The following is a 20441-nucleotide window of genomic DNA, read 5'->3' as shown; positions in this document are numbered from 1 at the left end:
GAGCGAGGACGAAACCCCAAAACGGGCGTCACGTCAAACGTCAGTTCGCCGAGCGCCGGTCCCTGACCGACCGCCAGCGCTCCACGAGCCGCCCGTAGGCCTCGCCCGCCGCGGCCCCGTCCCCGTGCCTGAGCGCCTCGATGCCCGCGGCCACGTCCGCCGCGGAGTGGTCGTCCTCCAGCTCGCCGGCCGGCAGCGCGTGCACCAGGCCGCCGTAGTCCAGCTCGACCAGCGAGCGCGGGTGGAACTCCTCCAGCCAGCGCCCGACGTCGATCAGGCCGTCGATGAGCGGCCCCTCGTCGATGGCGTCCTTGAGGGTCCTGAGCGCCCGGGCCACCCGGCGCCGGGCCTGCACCATGGGCGTGCGGTAGCGCAGCGCGGGCGGGATCTCGCCGGAGCCCTTGTCGAAGCGCCGCTCCTCGTCGCCCACGAGCACGAACCAGTTCAGCGGCACCTGCCAGGTCGCCGTGCGGATCCAGGGGCGCGCGTCCGGGTTGCGGGCGAGCCAGCGCTCGTAGTCCTGGGCGGCCTGGCGCCTTACGAGCTCGGGCAGCACCGCGTCCAGGACCGGCGCGGGCAGCTCGTCGCCGAGCTCCTCCAGGGCCAGCCAGCCGCGCAGCCGGGTCCGCCAGGGGCAGACGCAGACCACGCCGTCCGCCTCCAGCACGAAGGCGTCGCTGCTCTCGTGCACCGGCACGGCCACCGGCGGGGTGGGCAGCAGGTCGGCCAGGGAGCGGCGCAGTTCGTCCTGGTAGGAGGGGCGGTCGGCGCGGCGGGCGTAGCGCGCCCAGTGGCTGCGCTCGGGCTCGGGGAAGGCGGCCAGCGGCTCGTACACGCGCAGATAGGTCGCGTACGGAACGATCACCGAGGACACCTTGGGCACGCCTGCTCTCTCCCCCGCCGCCTGCCGGGAAAACCTGCGGAACCCGCACACGTCGAGCGGGAAAACCAAGCGAAATCGTCGCACGTGCGGGTCGGCCCGGTGCGTGATCCACGCCACCGGGCGGCCGACGGGCGCCCCAGGCTCTAATCTCATGCCCACGGGCCCCGCCATCCGTACGGGAGCCCGCACCAACCGCCGCTGAACAACCAGGAGTCACCACCGTGACCGACGTGACCGGCGCCCCGGCAGACGTACTGCACACCCTGTTCCACTCGGACCAGGGCGGCCATGAGCAGGTAGTGCTCTGCCAGGACCGCAAGACCGGCCTGAAGGCCGTCATCGCCCTGCATTCCACCGCGCTGGGCCCCGCGCTCGGCGGGACCCGCTTCTACCCGTACGCGAGCGAGCAGGAGGCCGTCGCCGACGCGCTGAACCTCGCCCGCGGGATGTCGTACAAGAACGCCATGGCCGGGCTCGACCACGGCGGTGGCAAGGCCGTGATCATCGGGGATCCCGAGCGGGACAAGAGCGAGGAGCTGCTGCTGGCCTACGGCCGGTTCGTGGCCTCGCTCGGCGGCCGCTACGTCACCGCCTGCGACGTCGGCACGTACGTCGCCGACATGGACGTCGTCGCCCGCGAGTGCCGCTGGACGACCGGCCGCTCCCCCGAGAACGGCGGCGCCGGCGACTCCTCCGTCCTCACCGCCTTCGGCGTCTACCAGGGCATGCGCGCGAGCGCCCGGCACCTGTGGGGCGACCCCTCGCTGCGCGGCCGCCGGGTCGGCGTCGCGGGCGTCGGCAAGGTCGGCCACCACCTGGTCGAGCACCTCCTGCGCGAGGGCGCCGAGGTGCTGATCACGGACGTACGGCAGGAGGCCGTGGAGCGGATCACCGCGGCGCACCCGGCCGTCGGCGCCGTCGCCGACACGGAGGCACTCGTGCGCACCGATGGCCTCGACGTCTACGCCCCCTGCGCGCTCGGCGGCGCCCTGAACGACGACTCCGTGCCGGCGCTCACCGCGCGGGTCGTCTGCGGGGCGGCCAACAACCAGCTGGCGCACCCGGGCGTCGAGAAGGACCTCGCCGACCGCGGGATCCTCTACGCGCCGGACTACGTGGTGAACGCCGGCGGGGTCATCCAGGTCGCCGACGAACTGCACGGGTTCGACTTCGAGCGGTGCCGGGCGAAGGCCGCGCGGATCTACGACACCACGCTCGCGATCTTCGCACGTGCGAAGGAGGACGGGATTCCGCCGGCCGCCGCGGCCGACCGGATCGCCGAGCAGCGGATGCATGAGGCGGCCACACAACTGGCTCTCTGAGGTTTGACCGGTACCCGTCGGCGCACGCTTAGAGAGAACTCTCACGTTCGTCGGCGGGTCGGCCGCGAAGAAGTGGTTAAAATCGCGGTTGACCAGCGGGGACGGGGCTCCCCGAGGGTTCTGGGTCCGGGCACGTCCTGCGGGCGACGTACCGTATGGGCGCGGGCTCAGGTACCGTGGAAGCCCTACGGACCGGTCTCTCCACGGAGAGCCCGTTCCAGATCATGAACGCGTGTCAAGACTCTGGGGCCGCCGGGCCCCGTATCCGAGGGGGTCGAGCCATGGGGCGCGGCCGGGCAAAGGCCAAGCAGACGAAGGTCGCCCGCCAGCTGAAGTACAGCAGCGGCGGGACAGACCTGTCGCGTCTGGCCAATGAGCTGGGCGCTTCGACTTCGAGCCAGCCGCCGAATGGCGAGCCGTTCGAGGACGACGACGAGGAAGACGACCCGTACGCCCAGTACGCGGATCTCTACAACGACGACGATGAGGACGAGGACGACGAGTCCGGTCCCTCATCCTCTTCGCAGCAACGCCGCGGCGCTTGACGCTCCAGCAGCGCTTCACCCGGTCCGATGTGGTCCATACCACCGGACCGGGTTTTGTGCTGCCTCGTGAGCGTCAGCCGGCGTAGTCGCCGACCAGTTCCGCACCCGTGGTGTGGTCACCGCGGTCGGTGATCTCGCCCGCGACCCACGCCTCGACCCCGCGGTCGGCCAGGGTCGCCAGCGCCACGTCCGCCGACTCCTCGGGGACGATCGCGATCATGCCGACGCCCATGTTGAGGGTCTTCTCCAGCTCCAGGCGCTCGACCCGACCCGTCTTTCCGACGAGGTCGAAGATCGGGTCCGGGGTCCAGGTGGCGCGGTCGACGATCGCGTGCAGTCCGTCGGGGATCACACGCGCCAGGTTGGCGGCGAGACCGCCCCCGGTGACGTGCGAGAAGGCGTGCACCTCGGCCGTGCGGATGAGCGCCAGGCAGTCCAGGGAGTAGATCTTGGTGGGCTCCAGGAGCTCCTCGCCGAGGGTGCGGCCGAGTTCCCCGATGCGGGCGTCCAGGGCGAGGCCCGCCTCGTTGAGGAGCACATGCCGCACGAGCGAGTACCCGTTCGAGTGAAGACCCGAGGACGCCATGGCGATGACCGCGTCACCCTTACGGATGCGATCCGCGCCGAGCAGCCGGTCGGCCTCCACGACACCGGTACCGGCGCCGGCCACGTCGAAGTCGTCCGGGCCGAGGAGACCGGGGTGCTCGGCCGTCTCGCCGCCGACCAGGGCGCACCCGGCGAGCACACAGCCCTCGGCGATGCCCTTGACGATCGCGGCGACCCGCTCGGGGTGGACCTTGCCGACGCAGATGTAGTCGGTCATGAACAGCGGCTCCGCGCCGCACACCACGATGTCGTCCATGACCATCGCGACCAGGTCGTGCCCGATGGTGTCGTAGACGCCCAGCTGACGCGCGATGTCGACCTTGGTGCCGACGCCGTCGGTCGCGGAGGCGAGCAGGGGACGGTCGTACCCCTTGAGGGCGGAGGCGTCGAAGAGGCCGGCGAAACCGCCGAGGCCGCCGAGGACCTCGGGGCGCCGCGTCTTCTTCACCCACTCCTTCATCAGCTCTACGGCGCGGTCGCCCGCTTCGATGTCGACGCCGGCAGCCGCGTAGGAAGCACCGGTAGAGGAACTCTCAGACATTGCCTGGGATCTTTCGGGTTGGTTTCTACGAGGCTTACGGGCGACGGATCGCGTCGGCCGCGGCCGTGGCGGCGGGCCCTGCGGCCAGCTCCGTCTCCAGGAGCTGCTTGCCGAGCAGCTCGGGGTCCGGGAGCTCCATCGGGTACTCGCCGTCGAAGCAGGCGCGGCAGAGGTTCGGCTTGGCGATGGTGGTCGCCTCGATCATGCCGTCGATGGAGATGTACGCCAGCGAGTCGGCGCCCAGCGAGGTGCCGATCTCGTCGATGGTCATGCCGTTGGCGATGAGCTCCGCGCGGGTGGCGAAGTCGATGCCGAAGAAGCAGGGCCACTTGACCGGCGGCGAGGAGATCCGGATGTGGACCTCGGCGGCGCCCGCCTCGCGGAGCATGCGGACCAGGGCGCGCTGGGTGTTGCCGCGCACGATGGAGTCGTCGACGACGACCAGGCGCTTGCCCTTGATGACTTCCTTCAGCGGGTTCAGCTTGAGGCGGATACCGAGCTGCCGGATGGTCTGGGAGGGCTGGATGAAGGTCCGGCCGACGTAGGCGTTCTTGACCAGGCCGTTGCCGAAGGGGATGCCGGAGGCCTCCGCGTAGCCGACGGCGGCCGGGGTGCCGGACTCCGGGGTCGCTATCACCAGGTCGGCCTCGACCGGGGCTTCCTTGGCGAGCTTGCGGCCCATCTCCACGCGGGAGAGGTAGACGTTCCGGCCGGCGATGTCGGTGTCGGGGCGCGCCAGATAGACGTATTCGAAGACACAGCCCTTGGGCTTCGCTTCCGCGAATCGGGAGGTGCGCAGGCCGTTCTCGTCGATGGCGACGAACTCGCCCGGCTCGATCTCGCGGACGTAGCTGGCGCCGCAGATGTCGAGGGCGGCGGACTCGGAAGCGACCACCCAGCCGCGCTCCAGGCGGCCGAGGACCAGCGGGCGGATGCCCTGCGGGTCGCGGGCGGCGTAGAGGGTGTGCTCGTCCATGAAGACGAGGGAGAACGCGCCGCGCACCTTGGGCAGGACGGTGTGGGCCGCCTCCTCGATGGTCAGCGGCTTGCCGTCCTCGTCGACCTGGGCCGCGAGGAGCGCGGTCAGCAGGTCGGTGTCGTTGGTGGCGGCGACCCGGGTCGAGCGGCCGGTGGTGTCCTTCGGGAGGTCGGCGACCATCTCGGCGAGCTGCGCCGTGTTGACCAGGTTGCCGTTGTGGCCGAGCGCGATCGAGCCGTGCGCGGTGGCGCGGAACGTCGGCTGGGCGTTCTCCCACACGGAGGCGCCGGTGGTCGAGTAGCGGGCGTGACCGACCGCGATGTGACCCTGGAGCGAACCGAGCGAGGTCTCGTCGAAGACCTGGGAGACGAGGCCCATGTCCTTGAAGACGAGGATCTGGGAGCCGTTGCTGACCGCGATACCCGCGGATTCCTGGCCCCGATGCTGGAGGGCGTAGAGCCCGAAGTAAGTGAGCTTGGCGACCTCTTCACCGGGAGCCCAGACTCCGAAGACGCCGCAGGCGTCCTGGGGGCCTTTCTCACCGGGGAGCAGATCATGATTGAGTCGACCGTCACCACGTGGCACGGCTCCGAGTGTAGGCGAGATCGACCACTGGTCCGAATTCGCGGAGAGTGGCCTTTCTTACTCCGCGCGGGCCGTAACGCTGTCGCCGGAGGCCCCCCGGAGGATCAGAGAATCGCGTTTCTGCTGGTAGGAGACCTTTCCGGAGAGAATACCGGCGAGTTCGCGTTCGGTCTTCATGACGGCGGGCGCGCAGGTCATGCGCGTGGTCGCGAGGGGGCCGAACTCGATGGTGCCGTCCTTGACGACGGCCTCGCCACGGAAGGTGTTGCAGCCGAGGCTGCCGGTGACGGTGTCGTCCCTGCCCAGGGTGAGGTACGCCTTCTTGTCCATCACCCAGCGGGTGCCTTTCAGCGCCGGGGCGGTCTTCTCGCGGAGGGTGATGCTGTCGCCGTCGCGGGTGGCCAGGGTGAGGATCCGGGCGCCGTCGCGCTCCTCGACCGTCGCCCTGAGGGTGTTCTGGAAGACGCCGACGAACTTCTCCTCGAACTCCCCGAGCGGGTCGGGGCAGCCGATCAGTGTCTGGACCAGGTCGGTGATCCGCACGGTGTCGCCGTCGATCGCCGCGTCGGCGCCGAAGCTGTTGCAGCCGACCGAGCCGCCGGACTCGCCGCCGTCCTCGCGGGAGGCGTCGGGGTCGGGCTTGAAGGTGATGTGGGCGTCGTTGAAGGTCTCGACGTCCTTCGGCAGGACGTACTCCTTGCCGTCCACGGTCACCTTCTGCGGCAGCCAGTCGATGCCCGTGATGTCGGCGGCACTCCTGATCGAGTCGCTTCCGGCGCCGGATTCCGCGCCGCAGGCGGCCAGCAGCGTGGTGCCCACGGCGGCCAGGGTGGCGGCGCATTTCACACGTGTCGTCCGCTTCATGACACTTGGACGCGCGAGGGGCGTGAAGGGTTCGGCCCCGCGCCGCCGGGATTCAGCCCATCAGGGGGAGCAGTCCGGCCAGGTCCGCCCGCTCGCCGCTCGCGCTGACCTGCGCCTTGTCCAGCGCCTGCGACCAGGTCTGGCGGCCGGTGGCGAGCCGGATCCAGGTCAGCGGGTCGGTCTCGACGACGTTCGGCGGGGTGCCGCGGGTGTGCTTCGGCCCCTCGACGCACTGCACGACGGCGTACGGCGGGATCCGCACCTCGGTGGAGCCGCCGGGCGCCTTCACGGCGAGCGCGTCGGCGAGCAGCCGGGTGCAGGCGGCGAGCGCCTGGCGGTCGTACGGGATCTCGAGGCCCGGGACGGCGGCGGCGAGGTCGTCGGTGTGGACGACGAGTTCGACGGTACGGGTGACCAGGTAGTCGGCGAGGGGCAGCGCGCCGGCGTTGGTCTCCAGGAGGCGGGTGCCGGGGTGCGCGTCGAGCAGTTCGGTGAAGGTCCGGTCGATGTCGGCGAGGTAGGTGTCGAGGTCGGGGTGGTTTGCGGCGAGGCCGCGGGTGAAGTCGTCGATGGCCGCGGAGTTGGTGGCGGTGGCGAAGGGCCAGTCGAGGAGCACGGCGTCCTGTCGCGCGGGCTCCGGCCGGTCCAGGGCCCGGTGCACCGCGGTGACCGCCATCCCGATGTGTGCGACCAACTCCCGCACGGTCCACTCCCCGAGCCGCGTGCCGAGCGCGAGTTGCTCCGGGGTGAGCGTGCGCACGGCCGCCCTGATGTTCCCGAACTGGGCCTGTACGGCGGTGCGGATTTTGCCGGGATCGTAGGTGCGGGCGCGCTTCTTGGCCGGTGGCATGAGATCAGCCTAGAGCGACCCACTGACACACACACCGAGCCCCCGACGCGAAGGCCCCACCCGTGGGTGACGGGCGGGGCCTTCGTATGCGTACGGCGACCGAGTGGGCCTGGTGAACTCCACCGCGGTTCGGCAACGCCCTCAAGGGGCGCGGGGCTGCATCCATGTGCGGCTCCGCCGCGGGGCGCGACCGGCCACGACGGCGCCGCAGCCGACCGACGGCCCGGCGCCGCATGTCCAGCGAAGCGCTCAGGCGAGCAGCGCCTCGATCGTGCCCTCGTGGGCCTCGCGGAGTTCGGCCAGGGAGAGGTCGAACTCGCCCTGGAGGTCTACGGATTCGCCGTCCACGACACCGATGCGGGTGACGGGCAGGCCCCGCGCGCCGCACATGTCGTTGAAGCGGACCTCCTCGGAGCGGGGCACCGCCACGACCGCGCGGCCCGCCGACTCGGAGAAGAGGAACGTGAACGCGTCGAGCCCGTCCGGTACGACCAGACGCGCGCCCTTGCCGCCGAGCAGCGCCGACTCCACGACCGCCTGGATCAGACCGCCGTCGGAGAGGTCGTGCGCGGAGTCGATCATGCCGTCGCGGGAGGCCGAGATCAGGATCTCCGCCAGCAGCCGCTCGCGCTCCAGGTCGACCTTGGGCGGCAGGCCGCCGAGGTGGTCGTGGACGACCTGGGACCAGGCCGAGCCGCCGAACTCCTCACGCGTGTCGCCGAGGAGGTAGAGCAGCTGCCCCTCCTCCTGGAAGGCGACCGGCGTACGGCGGGCCACGTCGTCGATGACGCCGAGGACGGCCACGACCGGGGTCGGGTGGATGGCCGCCTCGCCCGTCTGGTTGTACAGGGAGACGTTGCCGCCCGTCACCGGCGTGCCCAACTGCTGGCAGGCGTCGGCCAGTCCACGGATGGCCTCCGCGAACTGCCACATGACAGCGGGGTCTTCGGGCGAGCCGAAGTTCAGGCAGTCCGACACCGCGAGGGGCTTGGCACCCGTCGTGGCGACATTGCGGTACGCCTCCGACAGCGCCAACTGGGCACCGTGGTACGGGTCCAGCTTCGCGTACCGGCCGTTGCCGTCCGTCGCGATGGCGACGCCGAGACCGGTCTCCTCGTCGATGCGGATCATGCCCGAGTCCTCGGGCTGCGCCAGCACGGTGTTGCCCTGCACGAAGTGGTCGTACTGCGAGGTGATCCACTTCTTGGAGGCCTGGTTGGGAGAGCCGACCAGCTTGAGGACCTGGTCCTTCAGCTCTTCGCTGGACGAAGGGCGCGGCAGCCTGTTCGCGTCGTCCGCCTGCAGCTCGTCCTGCCAGGACGGGCGGGCGTACGGGCGCTCGTAGACCGGACCGTCGTGCGCGACCGTGCGCGGGTCGACGTCGACGATCTTGCCGCCGTGCCAGAAGATCTCCAGCCGGTCGCCGTCGGTGACCTCACCGATGACGGTCGCGATGACGTCCCACTTGTCGCAGATCTCCAGGAACCGGTCGACCTTCTCCGGCTCCACGACCGCGCACATGCGTTCCTGCGACTCGCTCATGAGGATTTCCTCGGGCGAGAGGGTCGAGTCACGCAGGGGTACGTCGTCCAGCGTCACGCGCATGCCGCCGGAGCCGTTGGACGCCAACTCACTGGTGGCGCAGGAGAGTCCGGCCGCACCCAGGTCCTGGATGCCGACGACCAGCTTCTCCTTGAACGCCTCCAGGGTGCACTCGATGAGGAGCTTCTCCTGGAAGGGGTCGCCGACCTGGACGGCGGGACGCTTCGATGGCTTAGCGTCGTCGAAGGTCTCGGAGGCCAGGATCGAGGCGCCGCCGATGCCGTCGCCGCCGGTCCGGGCCCCGTACAGGATGACCTTGTTGCCCGCGCCGGACGCCTTCGCGAGGTGGATGTCCTCGTGCCGCATGACGCCGATGGCGCCCGCGTTGACCAGCGGGTTGCCCTGGTAGCAGGCGTCGAAGACGACCTCGCCGCCGATGTTGGGCAGGCCCAGGCAGTTGCCGTAGCCGCCGATGCCGGCGACGACACCCGGCAGGACGCGCTTGGTGTCCGGGTGGTCGGCCGCGCCGAAGCGCAGGGGGTCGACCACGGCGACCGGCCGCGCGCCCATCGCGATGATGTCGCGCACGATGCCGCCCACGCCGGTGGCCGCGCCCTGGTAGGGCTCGACGTAGGAGGGGTGGTTGTGCGACTCGACCTTGAAGGTGACCGCGTAACCCTGGCCGACGTCCACGACACCGGCGTTCTCGCCGATGCCGACGAGGAGGGCATCGCTCTGCGGGGCCTTCTCGCCGAACTGGCGCAGGTGCACCTTCGACGACTTGTACGAGCAGTGCTCGGACCACATGACGGAGTACATGGCGAGCTCGGCGCCGGTGGGCCGGCGGCCGAGGATCTCGACGACCCGCTCGTACTCGTCCTTCTTCAGGCCGAGTTCGGCCCAGGGCAGCTCGACGTCGGGGGTCGCGGCCGCGTGCTCGACCGTGTCCAGAGGCGTCCGGCTCATGCGTTGACCAGCTTCTTGAGGATCGAGGTGAAGAAGGGGAGGCCGTCGGTGCGGCCGGAGCCGATGAGCGGCTCGACGGCGTGCTCCGGGTGCGGCATGAGGCCTACGACGTTCCCGGCCTCGTTGGTGATGCCGGCGATGTCCCGGAGCGAGCCGTTGGGGTTGAAGTCGAGGTACCGGAAGACGACCCGCCCCTCGGCCTCCAGCTTGTCCAGCGTGTACTCGTCGGCGACGTACCGGCCGTCCATGTTCTTCAGCGGGATGTGGATCTCCTGGCCGGACGCGTAGTCGACGGTCCAGGCGGTGTCCGCGTTCTCCACCCGCAGCTTCTGGTCGCGGCAGATGAAGTGGAGGTGGTCGTTGCCGAGCATCCCGCCCGGGAGGAGGTGGGCCTCGGTGAGGATCTGGAAGCCGTTGCAGATGCCGAGGACCGGGAGGCCCGCCTTGGCCTGCTCGATGACCGTCTCCATCACGGGCGAGAAGCGGGAGATGGCGCCGGCCCGCAGATAGTCGCCGTAGGAGAAACCACCGGGGAGCACGACCGCGTCGACCTGGTGGAGGTCCTTGTCCTTGTGCCAGAGGGCGACCGGTTCGGCGCCAGCGAGGCGGATCGCGCGCTGGGTGTCCCGGTCGTCGAGGCTGCCGGGGAAAGTGACGACGCCAATACGAGCGGTCACTTCGCGGCCTCCGCGACTTCGTCCACGCGAACGGTGAAGTCCTCGATCACGGTGTTGGCGAGGAAGGATTCCGCAAGATCATGGATGCGGGCGAGCGCGGCCTCGTCGACCGGACCCTCGACTTCCAGCTCGAATCGCTTTCCCTGACGTACGTCGGAGATGCCGTCGAAACCCAGTCGCGGCAGTGCGCGCTGCACCGCCTGGCCCTGGGGGTCGAGGATCTCCGGCTTGAGCATGACGTCGACTACGACGCGTGCCACTGGCACTCCCGGTGGTGTGGTGCTGAGCAGGTCCCTGCAGTTGGGTTTCAGACTACCCGCACAAAATTTCTACGCGCGTCGACTTGTAGGAAACTACGTGAGCCCTGTCACGATCCGGCATCGACGACCGCGTTCACGAAAATTTCCGGGAAAGATCCGCAGTCGAACACCCGATACCTATTGCGCTCGGACACGCGGAAGGATTTAGTCGGGCTTCACATTGCATTGTCGGGCACTGTACAAATGAATTGTCACCGTGCCGTACGAAGGGACCGATATTCGTGGCGCAGAAGGTCGTGGTCACTCTCTTTGACGACATCGACGGCTCGGAAGCGGCGGAAACGATCGCCTTCGGACTCGACGGCAAGTCGTACGAGATCGACCTGAATCAAGCCAATGCCAAGCAACTGCGTAAGGCGCTCGCGCCGTACGTGGAGGCCGGCCGCAAGCGCTCGCGCTCCGGTAAGGCCTACAAGCAGACGGAGGTCGCACCCGACCCGGCGGCCGTCCGGGCCTGGGCACAGGCCAACAAGATGGACGTCCCGGCCCGCGGGCGCATCCCCAAGAAGGTCTACGAGGCGTTCGCCGAGGCGCAGTGAGCCACGGTCGACGCCCGGTCATCGGCCCCTCGGGACAACCGACTTGCGCTGCACCCCATGCGGTCGGCTAGAGTCTGGAGCACGCCGAGGGGCGAGGCCGAGAGGCCCAGCTCACGGAGTTGTGCGGGTGTAGTTCAGTAGTAGAACAACCCTCTTCCAGAGGGTAGGCGCAGTGTGCAATTCCTGTCACCCGCTCTGCACCGCCGGCCGGATCGCTCTTGTCGATCAGGTAGGCTGGTGCTCGCGCCGATCAGTGAGAGCTGGTCGGAGGCAATGCGGACGTAGCTCAGTTGGTAGAGCGCAACCTTGCCAAGGTTGAGGTCGCGAGTTCGAGCCTCGTCGTCCGCTCTCTTCAAGACCCCGGTCCAGTGGACCGGGGTTTTCTGTCGTCACGACTCCTCCGCGTCTGACATTTGTCATACGGAGTGGTGACAGCGCGCACTGCCGACCGGTCCGGACCGCCGGGACGCTGACCTCATGAACACCGACGAACACGAGCACGTGATCGAGGTCACCGACCTGCGGCGCGTCTACGGGGGCGGGTTCGAGGCCGTGTGCGGAATCACCTTCTCGGTGGCCCGCGGCGAGGTCTTCGCACTCCTGGGCACCAACGGGGCGGGCAAGACCTCCACGGTCGAACTCCTTGAGGGGCTCGCCCCGCCCTCCGGCGGCCGGGTGCGCGTCCTCGGCCACGATCCGCACACCGAGCGGGCCGCCGTACGCCCGCGGACCGGGGTGATGTTGCAGGAGGGCGGCTTTCCGTCCGAGCTGACCGTGACGGAGACCGCGCGGATGTGGGCGGGATGCGTCAGCGGGGCGCGGCCGCCGCGGGAGGCGCTGGCGCTCGTCGGCCTCGAGCACCGGGCCGACGTACGGGTGAAGCAGTTGTCCGGTGGGGAACGGCGGCGGCTCGATCTGGCGCTCGCGCTGCTCGGGCGGCCCGAGGTGCTGTTCCTCGACGAGCCGACGACCGGGCTGGACGCCGAAGGGCGGCGCGAGACCTGGGAGTTGGTGCGGGCGCTGCGGGACGGCGGTACGACCGTGCTGCTGACCACGCACTACCTGGAGGAGGCCGAGGATCTCGCCGACCGGCTCGCGATCCTGCACCGGGGGCGGATCGCGGCCACCGGCACGCCGGCCGAGGTGACCGCGGCGCAGCCGTCCCGGATCTCCTTCGAGCTGCCCGACGGGTACTTCCTGGGCGACCTTCCGCCCCTCGGTGAGCTGGGGGTCGGCGGGCACGAGGTGGACGGGAGGGTCGTACGGCTGCGCACCCATGAGCTGCAGCGGGCGGCGACCGGGCTGCTGACCTGGGCCGAGCGGGCCGGGGTGGAGCTGCGGCGGCTGGACGTGCGGTCGGCTTCGCTGGAGGAGGCGTTTCTGGGGATCGCGCGGGACGCTGCCGCTTCCCGGGAGAGTTCTCAGGAAACGGAGTTTGCGGGATGAGTGCCGAGGGCGTTGTGAGCGTGGTGAGCACCACCCCCGCGGGGCGGGTCGGTGCGCTCGCGCGGGCCGAGCTGACGTTGTTCGGGCGGAGCAAGGGCATGATCGTATCGGCGGTGTTCGTGCCGCTGGTGCTGCCGTTCAGCGTGCGGGCCGCGGTCGAGGACATGGACCTCGCGGGCAGCGGGCTGAACGCCGGGCTGGTGCTGCTGCCGGGTGCCGTCGGGTTCTCGCTGCTGTTCGCCGTGTACGCGTCGCTGATCGGCGTCTTCGTCGGGCGGCGGGAGGAGTTGGTGCTCAAGCGGCTGCGGACCGGGGAGCTGCGGGACCGGGAGATCCTCGCGGGGTCCGCGCTGCCGGCCGTCGTCACCGGGCTCGTGCAGTCGGTGCTGCTGGCGGTGGGGTGTGCGGTTCTGCTCGACATGCCGGCTCCGAAGGCGCCCCAACTCGCGGTGATCGGGCTGGGGTTGGGGCTGTTCATGTGTGCGGCGCTGGGCGCGGTGACGGCGGGCTTCACTCGGACCGTGGAGAGTGCGCAGGTCACTGGGATGCCGTTGATGTTGATCTCGTTCGTGGGCTCCGGGATCACCGTTCCGCTGGAGTTGTTGCCGGATCGGGTGGCTTCCTTCCTCGAACTTCTTCCGATGTCCCCTGTGATCACGCTCGTTCGAGGTGGGTGGAGCGGGGAGTTGTCGGTGTACGAGACGGTGGGGCCGGTTCTTACGGCGTTGGCCTGGAGCGTGGTGGCCGTGTTTGCTGTACGGCGGTGGTTTCGGTGGGAGCCGCGCCGCTGAGCGCTGGGCTTTGGCCGGGTGCGGTGGGGCGCGGTGGCGGTCGGTGGCTGGGTGCGGCGCCGTCGTGGCTGGTCGCGCAGTTCCCCGCGCCCCTTGGCAGCTACGGACTTCGTCCTCGCTGCCTCGGGGCCGGGGTATGGGGACAGGGGTGAGTGGATGCGCGACGGTTGGTGGGGGCGGAAGAGTACGCCTGCGAAGGTTGAGACCTATACGCGGTGGTCGTATCACTTCTTCGCGGGGATGGAGGTCGTGTCGGTCGGGCTGCCGGGGTTCGCCGACGGGGGGATCGGGCTCGGTGTTCTCGTGATGGTCACGACGTGTGCGCATGCCGCGTTGTGTGCCGTGACCGCGTCGCGGACGCTGGACTGGACGCGGGGGCGGCGGGCCCGGCCGCGGCGGTTGCTGTGGGTGCTCGGCGCGGTCACCGCCGCGGTGGCCCTCGGGGCGCTCGCTGTCGCGGAGTACGGGCCGGGCGGTGACGCCGTCGACCGTGTGGTCGGCGGGTTCTACGGGGTCGTCCTCATCTTCGGCGTCGGCACCCTCGCGCTCGGGGTGCGCGGGCCGCGCAAGCTGCTCACGCTCGTCGCGTCCTTCACGGTCGGCTCCGTGGCCGTGTCCCTTCTGCTGGGTTCGGCCGCGCACGTCGCGCTGCTCGCCGGCATGGCTGTCCTGCTGGGCTCCGCGCTGCTCGCCTTCACCTCCGTCATCTCCCTCTGGCTCCTCGACACCGTCTACGAACTCGACGCGGCCCGCGAGACCCGGGCCCGGCTCGCCGTCGCCGAGGAACGGCTGCGGTTCGGGCGGGATCTGCACGACGTCGTGGGCCGCAACCTCGCCGTGATCGCGCTCAAGAGCGAGCTGGCGGTGCAGTTGGCGCGGCGCGGGCGGCCGGAGGCGGTGGCCCAGATGACCGAGGTGCAGCGGATCGCGCACGACACGCAGCGCGAGGTGCGGGAGGTCGTACGGGGATATCGCGAGGCCGACCTCGGGGCCGAACTCGCCGGAGCGCGCGGGGTGTTGACCGCGGCAGGCATCGACTGCGAGGTCACCGGGGAGCCGGACGGACTGCCCGCCGAGGTGCAGTCGGCGCTGGGGTGGGTGGTGCGGGAGGCCACGACGAACGTGTTGCGGCACGGGGACGCCAAACGGTGCACCGTGGCCGTGCTCACGGAGGAGGAACGCGTGGTGCTGACCGTGGAGAACGACGAGGCGCTGAACTCGCCCGGCACCGGCGGTTCCGGGCTCACCGGGCTGCGGGAGCGGCTCGCGGCCGTCGGCGGGACGCTGGAGGCGGGACCCGCCGGCGAAGGGGTGTTCCGGCTGGTGGCCCGGGTTCCCCTCAAGGTGTCGGAGAGCGGGGTCTCGTGACCGTGCGCGTGCTGCTCGCCGATGACGAGCACCTCATCCGGGGTGCGCTCGCCGCGCTGCTCTCGCTGGAGGACGATCTCGTGATCGTCGCGGAGGCGGCGACCGGGCCCGAGGCGCTGGCGATGGCCCGGGCCCACGGCCCCGACGTCGCCGTACTCGATCTTCAGATGCCCGGCGCGGACGGTGTGAAGGTCGCCACATCCCTGCGCGCCGAGCTGCCCGAGTGCCAGGTGCTGATCGTGACCAGTCACGGGCGGCCCGGACACCTCAAGCGGGCCCTCGCCGCCGGGGTGCGCGGGTTCGTGCCCAAGACCGTCAGCGCCCGGAAGCTCGCGGAGATCATCCGCACGGTGCACGCCGGAAACCGTTACGTCGACCCCGAGTTGGCCGCCGACGCGATCTCCGCCGGGGACTCGCCGCTGACCGCGCGGGAGGCCGAGGTGCTGGAGCTGGCCGCCGACGGGGCGCCGGTCGCGGAGATCGCCGAACGGGCCGCGCTCTCCCAGGGGACCGTACGGAACTACCTCTCCTCGGCCGTCTCCAAGCTCGGCGCCGAGAACCGTCACGCGGCCGTCCGTCTCGCCCGCGAGCGAGGTTGGGTATAGTGGGCATCGCGCTTCGGCGCAGTGCGAACGTAGCTCAGTTGGTAGAGCGCAACCTTGCCAAGGTTGAGGTCGCGAGTTCGAACCTCGTCGTTCGCTCCACAGCAGGAAGCCCCCGGTGCTCACCGGGGGCTTCTTCTTGTGCTACGACCAGCTCGTGCCCGTCAGCCGCTCGTACGCCTCGATGTACTTGGCGCGGGTGCGGTCGACGACGTCCTGCGGCAGCGGCGGCGGGGGCTGCTCGCTCCTGCGGTCCCAGCCGGAGGCCGACGAGGTCAGCCAGTCGCGCACGAACTGCTTGTCGTACGACGGCTGCGCGCGCCCCGGCTCCCACTGCTCGGCCGGCCAGAAGCGGGAGGAGTCCGGGGTGAGGACCTCGTCGGCGATGACGAGGGTCTCCTCGTCGAAACCGAACTCGAACTTCGTGTCCGCGAGGATGATCCCGCGGTCCCGGGCGATGTCCCGGCCCCGGCTGTAGACGGCGAGGGTCGCCTGGCGCAGCTGGGCGGCGGTCTCCGCGCCGACCTGGCGGGCGACCTCCTCGTAGGAGACGTTCTCGTCGTGCTCGCCGACGGCCGCCTTGGTGGCGGGGGTGAAGATCGGGGCGGGCAGTTCGCTGCCGTCGGTGAGGCCCTCGGGGAGCGCGAGGCCGCACACCGTACGGGAGGCCTCGTACTCGACGAGTCCCGAGCCGGTGAGATAGCCGCGGGCGACCGCCTCCACCGGGACCATCTGGAGCGACTTGCAGACCAGGGTGCGGCCGGCCCAGTCGGCGGGGGCGCCCTCGGGCACGTCGGTGCTGATCACGTGGTTCGGCATCAGGTCGGCGAGCTGGTCGAACCACCACAGGGACAACTGGGTGAGGACGCGGCCCTTGTCGGGGATCTCCGACGGCAGCACCCAGTCGTACGCGGACAGGCGGTCGCTGGCGACCATCACGAGGTCGCCCGCCTCGTTCTGGTACAGCTCGCGCACCTTTCCGGTGTGCAGGTGCACCAGACCCGGAACCTGGATCGGCTCGGGCTTTTCTACGAATCCGGACACGGTTCCTCCCCGTGGGTCTCTCCAACGGGTCGATTGTCCCTTATCAGGGTCTGACCTTGGACTGCGGGTGAGTTGTGCGGGTCAGTCACGCTTACAGATGCGGTCCAGGAGGTTGGCCGTGGCGCGCTGGACACGGGGATCGACATGGCCGGGGCGGTCCAGCGCCGGGGACCAGGCGAAGGTGCCGGACGCGAAGACCAGGGCGCCGGAGGGGGCGCGGTAGAGGGAGGTCTCCTGGTGGCGGGGGGCGCCCTCGGCGTCGGTGTACGGCGAGTGCGCGAGCAGGATGCGGTCGTCGTGCTCGGGCAGCGGGGTGCGCGGGAAGTAGCGGTCCGCCTCGCCCGCGACCAGACCGCCGATCTCGTCGCCGTCATGGGCCCCGGTCGCCTCCCACAGCCAGTGCCCGGCGTTGCGGACGATCAGGGGGTGGGCCTCGGGCACCCGGCCGGCGTACTGGATGCCGACCACCTGCTGCTCGGGCCGGTCGATCTCCCGCCACAGCACCGGCCTGCCCGGCCCCCGACGTTTGCGGCAGGTCAGCAGGCGGTCCGGGACGCCGGACGGGGACGGGCCCAACTCGACCTGCCAGTACATGGTGTTGGCGGACAGGAAGACGAGGGAGGTGCCGCTGTCCCTGGCCCGCTCGACCGTACGGCGCATGGCGGTCGACCAGTACTCGTCGTGGCCCGGGAAGACCAGGCCGCGGTAGCGGGTGGGGTCGAGACGGCCGCCGTGCAGGTCGCGGGCGTCGGCGTAGGCGAGGTCGTAGCCGTAGCGCTCGGCCCAGCGGATGAAGTCGTAGGCATGGCCGACGTGCAGGGGCAGGCCCGCGCCCGCGTACGGCCGGTCGAAGGAGACCGTGGTCGCCGCGTCGGACTCGCCGAGCAGCCGGCCGTCCTCGTCCCAGGCGTGGTAGAGGCTGGCGCCGGTGCGGCCGTCCTCGGGGTAGAGGTTGTAGGCCTGCCAGGTGACGTCGGGCAGCAGCAGGAGCAGGTCGGCGGGGTGGTTGTCGCGGACCGTGAAGGGGATGTGCGAACGGTAGCCGTCGGCGGTGGTCAGGACGGCGACATAGGCGCCGATGCTCCAGTACGACGGGATCTGGAGCCGCCAGCTGAGCCACCAGTGGTGGCAGGAGACCGTGCGGTCGGCGGCGAGCGGCGGGGGCTGGACGATCCCGGACAGGCGGGGGCTGGTGGTGATCTTCTTGGCGCCGTCGCCGCCGTAGTGGCCGATGCGGTAGATGTCGACGCCGAACTCCTGGGGCGGGTCGACCGTGATGTGGAAGTCGACGGCCTCGCCGGGGGCGACCGCGCCGGTGGAGACGAAGCCCTTGATCTGGCGGCGGACGTCGTCGGCGGAGCGGATGGTGCCGGGGGCCGAGCGGGGGGAGGGGACGCGGGTGCCCGCTTTCGGGGGGTGGGGCGGGTCCGGGTCCACGTACCAGGGGACCAGTCTGCCCGTGTCGTCGAAGTAGGTCTCGCTGCCGCGCAGCCAGGGGACGGGGCCCTGGCCGAAGGGGTCCGTCACGGCGTGCGCGAGGGCGCCCGACTCCCAACGGCGGATCTGTTCCGGTCCTCGTCCCATGGTCGCTCCCCTCCCTTGAGCCCCGTGGTGGTGCGGTGCGGTGCGAGTGGTGCGCGGTGGTTTGTCAGTGGCTTAAGCCCTTGCCATGTGCGCGATCGGTCCCAGCACATCACATTCCGCACGCGGACTGTCACTGGTCGTTGCGAATTGGCCGAAAGTGGAACGGTGTGCTCCGCAACGGTGGGTGGTGGGAGGGCGGTTGGCTGGGGGTGCGGTGCGTGGTCGGGTGCGGTGCGTGGTCGCGCGCCGTCAGAACAGGCGGACCGGCTTCTCCGGGCGTATGCCGGACTTGATCAGCCAGGCGCGGAGGGGGGCGGGGTCGCCGTCCTCGACGAGGCTGAGGACGCGGGGGGTCAGGTCCGTGGCGCGTTCGCCGTTGACGACGAGTGTGGGGCCGTCGAGCCAGTCGAGCCCCGGGGTGGCACCGGCCGTGTCGATCGCCGCGCAGCAGACCATCGCGGTGACGTGGTCCGTGAGCAACTCCCGGGTGGTGCGCGGGGGTTGCAGCGGGAAGAGGGGGAGGGTGCTGTCGTCCCACGGGACGGTCCCGGAGGGGGTGGCGCCGGGGCGAGGGGCCGCGGCTTCCTCGCGGGCCAGCTCGGCGGCGAGGGCGGCGGCCAACTGCTCGGCTGCGCCTTCGCCCACCCTGTTGTTCCCACCCGCACCACCCGTGCGGCTTTCGTAGTCGAGTGCGGGTGGCCCCTGTGGGGCGACATCGCCGTCGGCGACTGCGGGTCCGCGGCTGGTGCCGGTGCCGGTGCCGACGGCGGGTTCGTTGCCCTCTGCGTCGGCGACTGCGGGGCCGCCGTTGTGCCCGTCGAAGACTGCGGGGCCGTCGCCGTCACCAGAGACCACTGCGGGGCCGCCGCTGCCTCCGTCGACGCCTGCGGATTCGCCGCTGCTTCCGTCGAAGACCGCGCGGTTGTCGCCGTCACCAGAGACCACTGCGGGGCCGCCGCTGCCTCCGTCGACGCCTGCGGGTCCGCCGCCACCCCCGTCGAAGACCGCAGGGCTGTCGCCGTCACCAGAGACCACTGCGGGTCCGCCGCTGCCTCCGTCGACGCCTGCGGGCTGGTCGCTCGCTGTCGGCTCCTCCGCGTATTCCGCTGTCGCCCGCCAGGGGTCCGTCGTTGTCAGGTGGTCGAGGATTCGGGAGAGGGTGGGGGTGTCCGGGTCCGGGGGTGTCGCGTTCGTGGTGTGGTCGGTCTCGTGGGCCGTGAGGACGCGGTGCAGGCGGGCCGCCTCGACGCGCCACTTCCGGTCGACGACCTCCTCCGGGTACTCCTGCCAGTCCACCGGCGCCCAGTCGGGACCGGACTCCGCGGGGCCGCCGTGGAAGAGGCGGGCGGCGAGGAGGGACGCGGCCTCGTCGACCGCGCCGGGCTCCTCCAGGAGGTCGCACGCCGGGCGCTCGCCCAGCCGGGAGGCGAAGCCCTCGGCCAGCCGGTCCCGGCGGGACAGTTCGGTGAGGGCGGCCACCACGCCCGCGTCCAGGCGAGAAGGCCAGCGGCCCATCCGCCACGCGGGCAGCGCGACCCGGGTCAGCAGCCGGTCCCAGCCCGCGTACGCGAGGCCGACCTGCTCCTGGGCGACGATCCGCAGGCCGTAGTCCACAGCCTGTGCACGCTCGGCGGCCGCGGCGGCCACCCCGCGCTCCATCTGCTCCGCGTGCACCCTGCAGCTGCGCAGCAGCACCCTGGCCACCGCGGCCAGCCCCCGGCACACCAGCCGGGAGCCCGGGCAGCGGCCCGAGGTCGAGCCCACGGCCACCGCAGCGTCCAGCCCGCGCACGAAACGCCGGGCCGCGGCTATGTCCGGGTGCGCCGACGGTCCCGTACCGGCGACGACCGGGGCCAGCACCGCGCGCAGCTCTCCGACGCGCATCCACCACAGGAAGGGCGAGCCAATCACCAGCACCGGCGCGGCGGGCACCCGGCGGTGGGAGCCGCGTACGCCCGCGATCTCGTCGTAGCGGCCCTCCTGCGGGGGTGGGCCGTGGGCCGGGTGGGTGCGGTCCTCCAGCCAGCTGTCGCAGTCCGGGGTGAGCGCTATCGCGGAGGGCGCCGGGACGTCCAGCCGGTCGGCGAGGTCGCGGACCATGCGGTACAGATCGGGCGCGGACTCCTCGGCGATCGCCACGGTCGGGCTGACGGCCGGGCGCGCGCGGGCCACGACCAGGGCGACGGCCCCGGCGGCGAGCAGCACGACCGCGCCGAGGACGGTCATGGTCAGCCGGGCCGCGTCCCAGCCGCGGCCCACCAGATGGCCGGTGGTGCCGCCGGCGAGCAGCACCCACATTAACATCCGATAGCCAGGAAAACGCAAGCGTGAGACGGCGTACCCCGTGGTCGCGGCGATCAGCACACCGATTACCGTCGATCACAGCG

Annotated in this window: 18 protein-coding genes and 3 tRNA genes; 10 read left to right on the top strand and 11 right to left on the bottom strand. The window is 70.9% G+C overall.

Features of this window, described 5'->3' with window-relative positions; translation table 11 throughout:
- Positions 1-40 precede the first annotated feature (40 nt).
- Entirely contained in the window at positions 41-883 is an 843-nt protein-coding gene (locus ABZ896_RS23170; RefSeq protein WP_360932130.1) for a hypothetical protein, read from the bottom strand.
- Positions 884-1104: 221 nt separating this feature from the next.
- Here ABZ896_RS23170 and ABZ896_RS23165 point away from each other — a divergent pair, with 221 nt between their 5' ends.
- Both ABZ896_RS23165 and ABZ896_RS23160 read left to right on the top strand, forming a co-directional pair.
- Positions 1105-2205, top strand: a complete 1101-nt coding sequence (locus tag ABZ896_RS23165; RefSeq protein WP_360932127.1) for a Glu/Leu/Phe/Val dehydrogenase dimerization domain-containing protein — start codon at positions 1105-1107, stop codon at positions 2203-2205.
- A gap of 281 nt (positions 2206-2486) precedes the next feature.
- Entirely contained in the window at positions 2487-2750 is a 264-nt protein-coding gene (locus ABZ896_RS23160) for a DUF3073 domain-containing protein (RefSeq protein ID WP_360932124.1), read from the top strand.
- Between the two features lie 73 nt (positions 2751-2823).
- Here ABZ896_RS23160 and purM read toward each other — a convergent pair whose 3' ends face one another.
- From purM to purS, 7 genes are all read right to left on the bottom strand, one after another.
- Positions 2824-3897 carry a phosphoribosylformylglycinamidine cyclo-ligase gene (gene purM / locus ABZ896_RS23155; protein ID WP_360932121.1) on the bottom strand — a complete coding sequence of 358 codons (1074 nt, stop codon included), beginning with the start codon at positions 3895-3897 and terminating at the stop codon, positions 2824-2826.
- A 34-nt stretch (positions 3898-3931) separates the two neighbouring features.
- Positions 3932-5461, bottom strand: coding sequence for an amidophosphoribosyltransferase (gene purF / locus ABZ896_RS23150; protein ID WP_360932118.1), 1530 nt, complete (start codon positions 5459-5461; stop codon positions 3932-3934).
- A 57-nt stretch (positions 5462-5518) separates the two neighbouring features.
- A complete protein-coding gene (locus ABZ896_RS23145; protein WP_360932114.1) occupies positions 5519-6280 on the bottom strand; it encodes an META domain-containing protein in 762 nt (253 codons plus the stop codon).
- 97 nt (positions 6281-6377) lie between these two features.
- The gene (locus tag ABZ896_RS23140) at positions 6378-7175 is read right to left on the bottom strand and encodes a sterol carrier family protein (protein ID WP_360932110.1); all 798 of its coding nucleotides are present in this window, start codon (positions 7173-7175) and stop codon (positions 6378-6380) included.
- A gap of 249 nt (positions 7176-7424) precedes the next feature.
- A complete protein-coding gene (gene purL / locus ABZ896_RS23135) occupies positions 7425-9683 on the bottom strand; it encodes a phosphoribosylformylglycinamidine synthase subunit PurL (RefSeq protein ID WP_360932107.1) in 2259 nt (752 codons plus the stop codon).
- Positions 9680-10360 (bottom strand): phosphoribosylformylglycinamidine synthase subunit PurQ, encoded by a 681-nt coding sequence (purQ, locus tag ABZ896_RS23130; RefSeq protein ID WP_360932104.1) that lies wholly within the window; start codon positions 10358-10360, stop codon positions 9680-9682. The genes purL and purQ overlap by 4 nt, the downstream gene beginning before the upstream one ends.
- Positions 10357-10620 carry a phosphoribosylformylglycinamidine synthase subunit PurS gene (gene purS / locus ABZ896_RS23125; RefSeq protein ID WP_360932101.1) on the bottom strand — a complete coding sequence of 88 codons (264 nt, stop codon included), beginning with the start codon at positions 10618-10620 and terminating at the stop codon, positions 10357-10359. The genes purQ and purS overlap by 4 nt, the downstream gene beginning before the upstream one ends.
- A 281-nt stretch (positions 10621-10901) precedes the next feature.
- Here purS and ABZ896_RS23120 point away from each other — a divergent pair, with 281 nt between their 5' ends.
- From ABZ896_RS23120 to ABZ896_RS23085, 8 genes are all read left to right on the top strand, one after another.
- Positions 10902-11219, top strand: a complete 318-nt coding sequence (locus tag ABZ896_RS23120; RefSeq protein WP_360932098.1) for an Lsr2 family protein — start codon at positions 10902-10904, stop codon at positions 11217-11219.
- 123 nt (positions 11220-11342) lie between these two features.
- Positions 11343-11414: transfer RNA gene (locus ABZ896_RS23115), tRNA-Gly, on the top strand.
- Between the two features lie 80 nt (positions 11415-11494).
- Positions 11495-11567 (top strand) — tRNA-Gly (locus ABZ896_RS23110).
- A gap of 129 nt (positions 11568-11696) precedes the next feature.
- Positions 11697-12665 (top strand): ABC transporter ATP-binding protein, encoded by a 969-nt coding sequence (locus tag ABZ896_RS23105; protein ID WP_360932095.1) that lies wholly within the window; start codon positions 11697-11699, stop codon positions 12663-12665.
- Entirely contained in the window at positions 12662-13456 is a 795-nt protein-coding gene (locus ABZ896_RS23100) for an ABC transporter permease (protein WP_360932092.1), read from the top strand. The genes ABZ896_RS23105 and ABZ896_RS23100 overlap by 4 nt, the downstream gene beginning before the upstream one ends.
- 156 nt (positions 13457-13612) lie before the next feature.
- A complete protein-coding gene (locus tag ABZ896_RS23095) occupies positions 13613-14824 on the top strand; it encodes a histidine kinase (protein ID WP_360932089.1) in 1212 nt (403 codons plus the stop codon).
- Positions 14821-15429, top strand: coding sequence for a response regulator transcription factor (locus tag ABZ896_RS23090; protein ID WP_360932086.1), 609 nt, complete (start codon positions 14821-14823; stop codon positions 15427-15429). Before ABZ896_RS23095 ends, ABZ896_RS23090 begins: the two co-directional genes overlap by 4 nt.
- A 23-nt stretch (positions 15430-15452) precedes the next feature.
- Positions 15453-15528 (top strand) — tRNA-Gly (locus ABZ896_RS23085).
- Between the two features lie 42 nt (positions 15529-15570).
- On the opposite strand, the gene ABZ896_RS23080 is transcribed toward ABZ896_RS23085, so the two are convergent.
- From ABZ896_RS23080 to ABZ896_RS23070, 3 genes are all read right to left on the bottom strand, one after another.
- On the bottom strand, positions 15571-16470 hold the full coding sequence (locus ABZ896_RS23080) for a phosphoribosylaminoimidazolesuccinocarboxamide synthase (protein WP_360932083.1): 900 nt from the start codon (positions 16468-16470) through the stop codon (positions 15571-15573).
- An 81-nt stretch (positions 16471-16551) separates the two neighbouring features.
- Complete coding sequence (locus ABZ896_RS23075) at positions 16552-18054, bottom strand: N,N-dimethylformamidase beta subunit family domain-containing protein (RefSeq protein WP_360932080.1); 1503 nt, start codon at positions 18052-18054, stop codon at positions 16552-16554.
- 249 nt (positions 18055-18303) lie between these two features.
- Positions 18304-20346: a hypothetical protein gene (locus tag ABZ896_RS23070; RefSeq protein WP_360932077.1), complete on the bottom strand. Its 2043-nt coding sequence runs from the start codon at positions 20344-20346 to the stop codon at positions 18304-18306.
- Positions 20347-20441: the final 95 nt, after the last annotated feature.

This window comes from Streptomyces sp. NPDC047072, assembly GCF_040643855.1.
In the GTDB taxonomy this organism is placed as follows: Bacteria; Actinomycetota; Actinomycetes; order Streptomycetales; family Streptomycetaceae; genus Streptomyces.
The sequence above is the reverse complement of the archived record's forward strand: the minus strand, read 5'-3'. Positions and strand labels throughout refer to the sequence as shown.

Bases quoted from the DNA above. Each gene is read 5' to 3' on its own strand.
- ABZ896_RS23075 (WP_360932080.1), bottom strand. From the start codon at position 18,054: ATGGGACGAGGACCGGAACAGATCCGCCGTTGGGAGTCGGGCGCCCTC.
- ABZ896_RS23095 (WP_360932089.1), top strand. From the start codon at position 13,613: ATGCGCGACGGTTGGTGGGGGCGGAAGAGTACGCCTGCGAAGGTTGAG.
- purL (WP_360932107.1), bottom strand. From the start codon at position 9,683: ATGAGCCGGACGCCTCTGGACACGGTCGAGCACGCGGCCGCGACCCCC.
- ABZ896_RS23160 (WP_360932124.1), top strand. From the start codon at position 2,487: ATGGGGCGCGGCCGGGCAAAGGCCAAGCAGACGAAGGTCGCCCGCCAG.
- ABZ896_RS23100 (WP_360932092.1), top strand. From the start codon at position 12,662: ATGAGTGCCGAGGGCGTTGTGAGCGTGGTGAGCACCACCCCCGCGGGG.
- purM (WP_360932121.1), bottom strand. From the start codon at position 3,897: ATGTCTGAGAGTTCCTCTACCGGTGCTTCCTACGCGGCTGCCGGCGTC.
- ABZ896_RS23105 (WP_360932095.1), top strand. From the start codon at position 11,697: ATGAACACCGACGAACACGAGCACGTGATCGAGGTCACCGACCTGCGG.
- ABZ896_RS23140 (WP_360932110.1), bottom strand. From the start codon at position 7,175: ATGCCACCGGCCAAGAAGCGCGCCCGCACCTACGATCCCGGCAAAATC.